We start from the raw sequence: 10,536 nt of genomic DNA, 5'->3' as shown, positions 1-10,536 counted from the left end.
TTTTTTTACTTTCCATTGATCACTGATTAAACCAAAAAGTTCAATTTGTTTTGAAAAAGCGAGTCGACGGGAATCTTGTCCTCTAGTTCTATTCTTAAGTTCAAACTCAAACGAATAGCTAGATATAAAATTATCCATTATCCAATAAAGCAACTCTTCAAAATCCTTAGTTGTTTTTTCAAAAAAAACTTCTCCTCTTTCTTCAGAAATATACCAATATTTATTTTCATGGATTAATACATATGGAGCTCCATCATTCTGAACTGCGGGCCAAACTCTTTTTTTTTCCAGCCCAATTTTTTCACAAATTTGATCAACCTTACGTTGAATTTCTAAAAATGTAAGCATTATTCTTTGATTCTCCAAATGTTCTTAATATCTATTTAACATAAAATCTCTTATACGAAATCCAGATTCAAGACATAAAAAAGCCCGACATCCTGTCGGGCTTTTTTATATCGGGGTGCTCGTCTTACTGATCTCGTGCTGCCCATTCCTTGCGCTATTTTCTTATTCTTGTTTTCTGGAAACATCCAGTTCCCTTATGTATTCATCATAGGGCTAATGCCTTGGATTACCAATGCGCAAAAACCTTAAATCTATGTAAGTTTTAGCTTACAAAGTTGGCCTATTTTATCCCAAGAGTTGTCCGCAGAAATTGGGGATTACTTCTGAACTGTGACCCTTGAGAAATCAAGAAAAAACGCAAAAATGAATATTTTTTGATCAATTTTATTGGCAAGAAGTATCAAAATTGTTCAAAAAGAGACCGACTTGTTTCCAAGTCGGTTTTTTGTGGTTTTTCAGGGGGATGAAAAATTTTTAACCATATGAAAAACAAAGATATTTTAAAAAGCATTTCGTATAAGCTCTATTATGTTAAATAATTAAGGATAAAAGCTTTATTACTAAATAGAACAGTTGCTTAAAGCAGTATAGAGTTAAGTTTGCATTTTAATATCAAGTTGTCTTTCAGCACCGATAATCACCATACGAATCCCATTTTCAAAAATGTCATCCGCATTCATATTTTGTAAGGTATTCACTCCTTGGAGCATGAGTGGATATATAGTTGGATCGGCTTCGAATGGTGGGTCTGATCTTATTTCTTCTTGCTGCTCCTCAAGGACCCACCCAACAATAAACCTTCCTAATGTCATAAGTAATGCAACTGCTTCAACAGGAGAAAACCCAGCATGAGATAACAGCGCAACTTGGGCCTCAATCGTGTTGAAATGTCCTTGACTGGGGCTAGTTCTTGCATGTAGACGAGCACCATCACGGTAAGCTAGTAGTGCTCGACGAAAGCTTACAGAATTAGCGAGCAACCAATCTTGCCATGTCATCCCATCGATGGGTAAAGAAACTAAATGGTGTTCATTTATAATGGTTTCCGCCATTGCTTCCATTAACAAGGATTTATTCTTGAAATGCCAATATAGAGTTGGAGATTTAATACCCAATCGTTGAGCTAGCTTGCGTGTGGTTATTGAATCTATGCCTTCTTCATTCAACATATCCAATGCGGTACGCAGGACTATTTCACGTGTCAGACGTTGAGGTGCAATATCTTTTTTACCCATAAATCTATCACTGATAGGGAGTGTGTGAGAGAATATTAATTCTATCATTGCTAGAGAAGGCATTTGTGAAGAAATCATTGAGCGTGATTTTAATCACTATATTTCTGGATGCTGTTGGGATTGGTTTAATTATGCCGATCTTGCCTGAATTATTACGGTCATTGGCTGGAGCTGAAGCAGGCGGTGTTCACTATGGTGCTTTATTAGCTGTGTATGCTCTGATGCAGTTCATTTTTGCACCTATCCTTGGAGCGTTGAGTGACCGATTTGGACGTCGACCTGTATTAATTATTTCAATTGCTGTTGCAACGGCTGATTATCTCCTAATGGCTGCTGCTCCTTCTCTATTGTGGCTATATATTGGTCGTATTTTTGCGGGAATTACAGGTGCCAACATGGCTGTTGCAACAGCTTATGTTTCAGATATTACTCCAGCCCATGAGCGTGCAAAAAGGTTTGGTCTCCTTGGAGCTGTCTTTGGTATTGGGTTTATAGCGGGTCCGGTAATAGGTGGAGTTTTGGGTGAATGGAACTTACATGCACCGTTCTTTGCTGCTGCTTTTATGAATGGGATTAATTTAATAATGACAGCAGTCTTATTAAAAGAATCAAAACACAGCAATAAAATGACTGAGAAGGTTCAGGAGCAATCAATATTAAAGAAATTATCCTATTTGATCACTCAACCTAATATGGCTCCATTGCTTGGTATCTTTTTAATTATCACATTGGTTTCACAAGTCCCCGCAACTTTATGGGTTATCTATGGGCAGGATCGTTATGGCTGGAGTATATTTATTGCAGGTGTTTCCCTTGCTAGTTATGGAATATGCCATTCTATTGCACAGGCTTTTGCTATCGCCCCTATGGTAAAGAGGTTTGGAGAGAAAAATACGTTGTTATGTGGAATAGCTTGCGATGCAATTGGTTTACTTCTTTTATCTATTGCTGTTGAAGAATGGGTGCCTTTTGCGTTGTTACCATTGTTTGCCCTTGGTGGAGTAGCCGTTCCTGCTTTGCAAGCAATGATGTCCAGAGGTATTAGTGATGAAAGACAAGGTGAATTACAAGGGCTATTAAGCAGTTTTAATAGTCTGGGGGCTATAATTGGTCCTGTATTAGTTACTAGCCTCTATTTTATGACTCAGGCATCAGCTCCTGGAATGGTATGGGCATTAGCTGCAATACTTTATGTAATCACCCTACCCTTATTGCTTAAGTATCGCCTGAATAAATATTCTGGAGTTCCATAAAATATTTAATTTATTGGTTTAAAAACTAATGGATTCTATAGTTTATCTAAAATTAACATAATACACGTTATACGAAATGCGTTATAATTATCTTTATAAATCAATGCTGTAGTTTCTAGTTGATAGCCCATCTTCCCCAAGGTGGGCTTTTTTTATGATTTTTCACGTTCCACGCTTATTATTTAATCAAAGTTTCACGACTTTGTTCATATTAGTTAAACAATCGTGGTTAATCATAGGGTCTAAAAAAACGGCTCCAAAAGCCCCTTTTTTCCGGTTCCTGTTCAATGTGCTCCGGTACTGGAATCCGCTTATTTTCCGTCTGCTCTGGAGTAGTCAATCCGTCATGTTTAGCTTCTGCTGTGTCCGGTTCGGGATCTGTTTTGGCTATGCTGGGTTGCACCGGTTCTTGATCGGTAAACGTAGTCATATTAGGTTTTGGGGCTTCTAATAGACGTTGCATCGTTTCAATTTGGTTTTGATAAAAAGATTCCCTATCTTTGGCATCATCAAGCTGATTTTTTAGCATGTCTATTTGTTGTCTAAGCAGTAAAACTTCTGCCGAATTTGGACTGTCTATTTTTACAGGTTCTTTTACATCCTGTTTTTTAACTGGTTCCCCAAAAACGCGTATGGCTTCTGCTAGATCAATCTTATTCTCAGAATTTTTACTTAAAATTCCTTTCTTTATATTGTTGTAAATTGTTTGTCTATTGATGTTGTACAGCTTGGAAAGTTCAAGAACTGTAAGGGTTTTCATGCTGTAAACCTATGCCTAAACTTGTCAAAATTGGTTGTCTATTAGACTGTCTAATAGACAAATGATCAAGTCTATAATTTAGGCAGCTTTAAACCCGACTTTTTGAAGGTAAGGATGTAACTCTTCAAATTTAGTGGGGTCTTGAAGCATGTCAGCGATACGTAAAGCAAATTGCTGATAGCTCTCAGTACCTTCTGAATATCGTCCCATCTCTGGTAGTTCGGAAAGTTTATTAGCAAACAAATGGCGTTGTTTATCGGTCATTTTTGAGAAGATATCTAATGTATTAGGATCTCGCCTAGGTTCTACAGACTGATTGGCTAATTTTTTTTGTTTAAAGTTAAAAGAGAAACCAGAGATTGATCGCCCCTTTTTATGTTGCTGATAAGTTACTTTAATATCTGTTTTTTCATTAATGTCATTAATAGCAAGATCAAGAACTCTTTTTTTAAAATCGCTCATTAATTTGTATTGATTTTCTTCGATTCCCAACTGTGCACGAAAGTCTTCTAAATTAATAATAGGAGTTTTTCCTGTGCTTTTCCATTGAATCAATAATTCGTAGAGTCTACTTGAATACACACTTTTTAATTGCGCTGTTTGGCTCAAAAGATATTGGGTAAAGAATTCTTTTACCCCATTAATACGGCTAATGCCTTGAACAACGGCAGGCGTGAAAACAATTTCTATGGCACCTTCATTGTCCAAATATTTAACTTGAGAAATCCAACGACTTTTTACAAGTTTTCCATCTTCATCAAAGAAACTAAACCTACGATTAAATAGGGTCTCTTCTGCTTCTTTCATTCTTATATAAGCATTTTGTCGAGTAGTACCAAATACATCGGCATAACGTAATGCATCTATTCTTAGAGGCATATCTGTAGTCAATCCCGTACCTGTGTCTCTTGCATCAACAATAGCCAATTGAACAATATGAAATTCTGCTAAGGAAAGTACTTGAAATGCTTGATTCAAACGATTTGTTTTAACTACAAGATCTTTTTTCATGTGGTAATTAAACGTCTTTATATGAGTTATTAATAGCTTTGAAAGACATATTAATTAAAATCATTTAAAAGACAAGCATAAATTAGTCTTTAAATGACAACTAAACGTCTTTATATGGGTAACTAAACGTCTTTATATGGGTAACTAAACGTCTTTATATGGGTAACTAAACGTCTTTATATCTCTATTGAAACCATTGGAATATAAGACTTATAGCAAGGCTAAAAGCATTTAAAAACATTAAAAATAATTAAAAGCCTTGGGAACGAAAAATTGCCCTATGTTTTCGCTACGCTCAAACTCTATTGAATCTCGCTTACGCTCGATTCGAGGGGCAATTTTTTACATCATCTCGTTGTGACTTTAATAAAAGCAAAAGCAACTATGAATTCGCTTCGCTCATAAGTTTTTTTTTCGCTGCGCTCGATCTAGGCTTAAAAATTTGCACGATAGCTAGGGTTTTATGAAATCAAATGCCAAAAAAGCTGTTTTTCAGAGGTTGAGGCGCAAATTTTCATTGTGTCACTCGTAGACACTCGTTAAATATGGCTTTTAAATGCGAAAAAATGGGGGTTTTAGCCACTTTAGCTGTTTTTCTAATGATACCTACGTGGAATAAATAAAAGTGCTTTAAATGGCAAAATATAGAGATTTAGGAACTCACCTCGTTTAATTGCTTTGCCGCAACCGAGGGAGTCATATCTCACTATCGTAGAGTTCACGTTGTTTACGAATAGAACATGAGTAGGCAAATACTCAGTCATCATCACAATACGCCGTTTTTTATACTAAAAAATGGTAAAAACTCACAGAATGTCTGCTCACATCAGTTTTTCTAAACCGCAAATATTCAATTAGTTAGAATTGAAACTATGAAAAAAATCATGCAGTACACAAGACTATGCTGCCGTATTTTCTTTTCTTTCATTAACTTTTGCTTAGTCCTGACTTAGATAGGGAGACCAATCCCGACCTATCAGAACAAACAATGGCGACCAAACCATTTTTAGCTATGTTTCGCTTTTTTAGATAACAACATAAAACCGACTCGGATTTTCGACAACACTACTCCCTTTACCACCCGTAGCAGCCACGCCACTGGTGAGTTTGCAATGTTTAAATACAGCATCGACTTCATTATTTTCATAACTTATACGACCTACTCATCCTCTCTCCCTCTCCATGCCTTGCCGTGACAACTCAATGTCTAACAGCATGGAGATTCCCAAAGTTATTTTTAACGATCTTAGCAATTGAACGCCAATGCTCTTTTGTCTGTCAGTGCTTCCATTTTCCCCACCACGCGGTTCCTTGGATTTGGTGGATATGACTTTGAGACAAAATCTGAGCGTATGGCTCTTAATCTACACGTGTCTCCGGTTTATGCTTCCGGATGTATACTGTTTAAGCTATCCGTTGACCCACTTTGCTTGAGATGATCTCACTCAGTGGTGCCGCTGCTTCCAGATTTCTCCTCAGCTAGCCTGTAACATTGCTGTTACCTCAAACGCCATCAGTTGTGCCAATGAGCTGCGCTTCCCTCTTAGAGTGCATTTGCCGCAACACATTGCCGTTATTAGCGACCCTTAACATCCTGTCAGAGTCTCACGGTAATCGTTAAAACAGGGTTTCAATACAAAAAAATTGTATCTAGTCAGGCTATATCTAACCTCACGACCACTTCACAATCATTCGATTGTTTATAGGCTCCCGTGTCCTTGTCGCCCAACCCCGTTTACAACGGATTGGATCGAAAAGGAGTATTACAACTCCCTAGCGCCCATCAGATCGTACCGAACGGGATTTCTCCAGTAGTACGCTCAATCGGTCAACTCAAAATGGCTAGTTCTGAATTGTGCGCTATCTAAAAAAACATGGCTTTAAGCAGGCTGTTGCCTGCTCAAAATCGCTAAAACGAAAATGGTCAGGCAGTTGGTCAGACTGCTTTAAGTCAATGAATATTGCGACTATAAACCAAGCAAAATTAGATGTAAATTCCGTCACCTAGGAACCACTTAATTGCACGATGACAAATTGTGTCAATTAAGTCCGACCAATGCCTTTGGCATTGGTAAAAAATCAAAATCGTTGAAAGCCTTATAAAATATAGTTTTTACTTAAAATAAATATTGCTTGATTACATAGGACTTTTTAGAATATTGCTTGATGACAATTTAACAAATATTGCTTGGTGACAATAAAATGATTCATTACAGCCCGAACAGTCGTTATACAGCGCAAAAAATTGTAGATAAAGTTGCAAACGGTGCGTATTTCTATAGTCACTTTACTATTGAATCTGATAACACGATGTTTGCAGATAAAATCCAAAAACTCATAAAAAAACTCAGCCAAAAATATTCTTTAGATTTAAGCCCACGACAAAGGACTTATCGTTTAAATAAAAAAAATGAGCCTATTGCGGATTTAATTATTCAAAAGCGTTATGACCAAGATATATGGGAATTTTGGCTGTTTGTGACAACTCCAAAAAGCAATGAATACAACACTCTTAAAAGCGAGGGGCAATTAAAGAAAGTAGTCAAACAGCGAATATCAGAAGTTGAAACAACGTGGAATCGAGAAGAAGAACAAGAACAAATTTCATTGATTCAGACATATTTTAATGACCATGAAAAATTCAAATTTGTTTTACAAAAGCCCTTTTTAAAAGTTGCGTTTGGAAATGGGAAAAATGTTGAACTGGTGCGCCTTTCACACTCAAAAAAGAAATCAAAGAATTATCCTGATACGGAGAAAAGTGCAAAAAACTATACATGGACTTGGCGATTTGATGAGCCTAGCGTGCAGCTGATTAAAAAAAGCTATGTTGAAATTATAAATACACTTATTTCAAATAATGACAAAAGCGTTGGCATGTCTAAGTTGCAGTCATTTTATGATGATCTGAAATTTTACGGAGTCTTCAAAGGGAATCGGCACCAGATCGGACGATTGTTTGTTGATGCGGTCAGTTATCACTTTAAAAAAACAGGGAAAAACTTTAGAAAAATGGATTACTACATTCCTTTGGAGCTAAATTATCTGCCCCGAATTAAGAATTATGCAGATGATTTTATTCAGTATGTTTTCTTAAGAAGGATTTATGAGAGTGTTCAAATCAATTTGAATAAAGACGATGTAAATCAAGACACTTACAACGAACTATTTAACAAATATTTAGTTTAATAACAGAGGTTTATATGAATGTTATAACTCAAAAAAACACTGAAAGATTTAAAAAACTTCCTCATGTATTTAAATCTAAATTTTTATTTTTTTTTCTAGGTTTTTGGCTAATGGTCACAGTTTTTCACTATGTCGATGTTATTCCCAGTAATGATTATTCAATAATTTCAAAGGCCTTGTTATTACTTGCTTTAGTCACTTATTTTTTTGAAAAAAGATAAGGAAACATGTCCAAGATCTTCAAACTATCAATGCAGGATTGTTAAAACTGGGTCAATAAAACCATGGATCATTAGTTATTGATTGCGGAATGTGAATAATCAATAAAAAGCCGTTTCAGTGCGCTGTTTACTGGAACGGATTTAGTTAAGATATTGATGCTTATAGGAAAAAATCAGGTATTTCGTATAACGTGTATTATGTTAATTTTTAGTTAATATAAAATTTAGATAGCTTCTGCAACTAATTTTAAAGCTGATTTAATTTTTTGCTTATTCTCATACATTTTTTTGTCAGCTTGTTCTGCTGCAAAATATAGCCCACTACTGGGATGCCTCCTACAAGGCAAGACATCTGGCTTAATTGATGAAACGCCCTAAATATTTCTAGAATATTCTCTTAAAATCTCATACACCCTAATTTTATCTTCATATATAGTTTTCTCTATCACTTCATTGATTTCTTCATTCGTCCACTTTTGAGACTTAGCCCTACAAATGAATATTGATTGCAAAACAAATTTGTGCTCACCTTTTCTCAGATAGAGATTCTTTACTTTTTTTTCCATAAGAAACAATTAAATAGCTTACTCCTTCTAAATTCTATACCAATTAGAAAAAATTTACTGTTAATTAAAACTTAACAAAACCTGAACTTGTAAAATAATCTAAATATCAATTACTTAATTCTCAGAAAAATATTATTATTATTGTGTTATTAATGTTTAATATTTGTGGTTTGTATGTTTTGGATTCTTATAGCAGTTCTAGTTTTGATTAGTACACTATTAATTATTTCTATATTAAAGGAATATCTTAAAAGTCCTTTCAGATAAATGACTCAATTTTAATCTATTTAACATAATGGCGATTATACGAAGTACACTTGTATATTAATTGAAATATCAGTAAGTTATTAAAATCAGAAAAATCCAAAAACCAAAGAAAAGCCGATTTTGAAACAAGTCGGCTTTTTTATGAGCAGTTTTGATATATTCCGCCAATAAAAATTGGCTAAATTTTGCAAAATTTACAATTTTGTATTAACATTTTTATATTAACAAAAAGCGATGCAACTATGGAAATTGAGTTTTCATGGGATGAGCATAAAGCAGAAATAAACCTTAAAAAGCATGGTGTAGCTTTTGAAGATGCGACATTGGTTTTTTACGATGCTCATGCCTTATATAAACAGGATCGCTTTGAAAATGGTGAATATCGTTGGCAAGCGATAGGTATGGTACATGGGCAAGCTGTTTTATTGGTGGCCCACACAGTACAAGACCATAATGGGATGGATCATATCCGCATTATTTCGGCACGACAGGCAGAGAAAAAAGAGAGGAAACAGTATGAGCAAAACCGTTACTTACAAAATGGATTTGAATAATCCTCCTGTTTTGTCTGAAGAACAAAAGGCAAGACTTGAAGCCCTGGCTAAACGCCCAGACAGTGAAATAGACTTTTCGGACATTCCTGAACTTGATGAAAGTTTCTGGAAAAATGCAGTACAGAACCCTTTTTACAAGCCTACTAAACAAGTGACTACGGTTCGTATTGATGCAGATGTAATGCAATGGCTAAAGGCCCAAGGTAAAGGCTATCAGACAAGAATGAATAAGATTCTGCGTGATGCCATGCTGAATGAACTAAAAAATCATCCATAAAAAATGGGAGCTATAGGCTCCCATTTTTAGTTTCGTATAAGGTGTATTATGTTAATTTTAGGGAAAATAAATAATTATTAGCTTAAGGCCCACTACCCAATCCTGTAATTAGCCAATCAGATTGAGGAGATTTTTTCACAAGAGTAATAAATAAAATATAGTCACCTACTGGACTGCCAGCATCATCTATATGCACGACTTTAACTTTTACCATCACTGAAATAATTTTATAAAATTCTTGATAATACTCAGGTCTACTTTCCGCTGAATCATCATTAATTCTTATTATTTCTAAAATTTTTGAGTCTTTGAAAGAAAGAAATCTTTCAGGACTTTTTAAGTCTTCATATAATTGCGCATCAGGCCAAACATATTTGATTGCTGATTTTCGATCATGTTTAGCAAGTGAATTTAAGAAAAGTATCGTTGTCTGTTTTGCCATTTCATTGTCATAATTCAATTTCTGTTTATATGAATTAAAGATCAGAATTAAACATAGACCTACAAGCAAAATTCCTACTTTTATAATTTTTGGGCGATTTACCATTCTTTTTGAAAACCCTTTCTAACTGCTAATGTTTAACCTTATCAATAAAGTCAGGCACTTATTTAACATAATGGCTGTTATGCGAAATTCCATAGATATTTTAATTCTCTTGAAAATAAATATTTATAAATCAAACATCTCTAAAAGGAGCTGTTTCCAATACTTTTTTTATCTCATTTTCTTTTTTTACTTTCCATTGATCACTGATTAAACCAAAAAGTTCAATTTGTTTTGAAAAAGCGAGTCGACGGGAATCTTGTCCTCTAGTTCTATTCTTAAGTTCAAACTCAAACGAATAGCTAGATATA

Annotated in this window: 10 protein-coding genes; 4 read left to right on the top strand and 6 right to left on the bottom strand. The window is 35.0% G+C overall.

The features are described 5' to 3' along the window. A partial coding sequence (locus tag FTT84_RS15175; protein WP_180191844.1) for an Imm63 family immunity protein occupies positions 1-348 on the bottom strand: 348 nt, incomplete at its 3' end. A gap of 593 nt (positions 349-941) precedes the next feature. Further along, entirely contained in the window at positions 942-1,661 is a 720-nt protein-coding gene (locus FTT84_RS15170) for a TetR/AcrR family transcriptional regulator C-terminal domain-containing protein (protein ID WP_257223426.1), read from the bottom strand. Here FTT84_RS15170 and tet(39) point away from each other — a divergent pair. After that, positions 1,649-2,836 (top strand): tetracycline efflux MFS transporter Tet(39), encoded by a 1,188-nt coding sequence (gene tet(39), locus FTT84_RS15165; RefSeq protein ID WP_125279692.1) that lies wholly within the window; start codon positions 1,649-1,651, stop codon positions 2,834-2,836. The genes FTT84_RS15170 and tet(39) overlap by 13 nt on opposite strands. Positions 2,837-3,065: 229 nt before the next feature. Here the strand turns inward: tet(39) and FTT84_RS15160 are convergent, their stop codons facing one another. Beyond that, positions 3,066-3,596, bottom strand: a complete 531-nt coding sequence (locus tag FTT84_RS15160) for a plasmid replication DNA-binding protein (RefSeq protein WP_180081694.1) — start codon at positions 3,594-3,596, stop codon at positions 3,066-3,068. 78 nt (positions 3,597-3,674) lie between these two features. After that, on the bottom strand, positions 3,675-4,607 hold the full coding sequence (gene repM / locus FTT84_RS15155; protein WP_180081696.1) for a replication initiation protein RepM: 933 nt from the start codon (positions 4,605-4,607) through the stop codon (positions 3,675-3,677). A 2,202-nt stretch (positions 4,608-6,809) separates the two neighbouring features. Between repM and FTT84_RS15150 the strand changes: the two genes are divergently transcribed. The 3 genes from FTT84_RS15150 (at position 6,810) to FTT84_RS15140 (ending at position 9,681) form a co-directional block, all read left to right on the top strand. After that, on the top strand, positions 6,810-7,796 hold the full coding sequence (locus tag FTT84_RS15150; protein ID WP_180081692.1) for a hypothetical protein: 987 nt from the start codon (positions 6,810-6,812) through the stop codon (positions 7,794-7,796). 1,296 nt (positions 7,797-9,092) lie between these two features. Continuing rightward, a complete protein-coding gene (locus FTT84_RS15145; RefSeq protein ID WP_005086328.1) occupies positions 9,093-9,404 on the top strand; it encodes a BrnT family toxin in 312 nt (103 codons plus the stop codon). Continuing rightward, the gene (locus FTT84_RS15140; protein WP_098714789.1) at positions 9,367-9,681 is read left to right on the top strand and encodes a BrnA antitoxin family protein; all 315 of its coding nucleotides are present in this window, start codon (positions 9,367-9,369) and stop codon (positions 9,679-9,681) included. Before FTT84_RS15145 ends, FTT84_RS15140 begins: the two co-directional genes overlap by 38 nt. A gap of 82 nt (positions 9,682-9,763) precedes the next feature. Here FTT84_RS15140 and FTT84_RS15135 read toward each other — a convergent pair whose 3' ends face one another. Together FTT84_RS15135 and FTT84_RS18290 are read right to left on the bottom strand one after the other, a co-directional pair. Further along, on the bottom strand, positions 9,764-10,228 hold the full coding sequence (locus FTT84_RS15135; RefSeq protein ID WP_111886123.1) for a hypothetical protein: 465 nt from the start codon (positions 10,226-10,228) through the stop codon (positions 9,764-9,766). A gap of 130 nt (positions 10,229-10,358) precedes the next feature. Beyond that, positions 10,359-10,535, bottom strand: coding sequence for an Imm63 family immunity protein (locus FTT84_RS18290; RefSeq protein WP_373685825.1), 177 nt, complete (start codon positions 10,533-10,535; stop codon positions 10,359-10,361). Position 10,536 lies beyond the last annotated feature (1 nt).

The sequence above is a fragment of the Acinetobacter sp. YH01019 genome (assembly GCF_013420285.1).
Classification (GTDB): Bacteria; Pseudomonadota; Gammaproteobacteria; order Pseudomonadales; family Moraxellaceae; genus Acinetobacter; species Acinetobacter gandensis.
Note: the sequence above shows the minus strand (reverse complement) of the source record. Positions and strands in the feature narration are given on the sequence as shown.

What these genes read in the sequence shown, in the direction of transcription:
- FTT84_RS15170 (WP_257223426.1), bottom strand. Translation starts at nt 1,661, where the DNA reads ATGATTTCTTCACAAATGCCTTCTCTAGCAATGATAGAATTAATATTC.
- FTT84_RS15160 (WP_180081694.1), bottom strand. Translation starts at nt 3,596, where the DNA reads ATGAAAACCCTTACAGTTCTTGAACTTTCCAAGCTGTACAACATCAAT.
- repM (WP_180081696.1), bottom strand. Translation starts at nt 4,607, where the DNA reads ATGAAAAAAGATCTTGTAGTTAAAACAAATCGTTTGAATCAAGCATTT.
- FTT84_RS15150 (WP_180081692.1), top strand. Translation starts at nt 6,810, where the DNA reads ATGATTCATTACAGCCCGAACAGTCGTTATACAGCGCAAAAAATTGTA.
- FTT84_RS15145 (WP_005086328.1), top strand. Translation starts at nt 9,093, where the DNA reads ATGGAAATTGAGTTTTCATGGGATGAGCATAAAGCAGAAATAAACCTT.
- FTT84_RS15140 (WP_098714789.1), top strand. Translation starts at nt 9,367, where the DNA reads ATGAGCAAAACCGTTACTTACAAAATGGATTTGAATAATCCTCCTGTT.
- FTT84_RS15135 (WP_111886123.1), bottom strand. Translation starts at nt 10,228, where the DNA reads ATGGTAAATCGCCCAAAAATTATAAAAGTAGGAATTTTGCTTGTAGGT.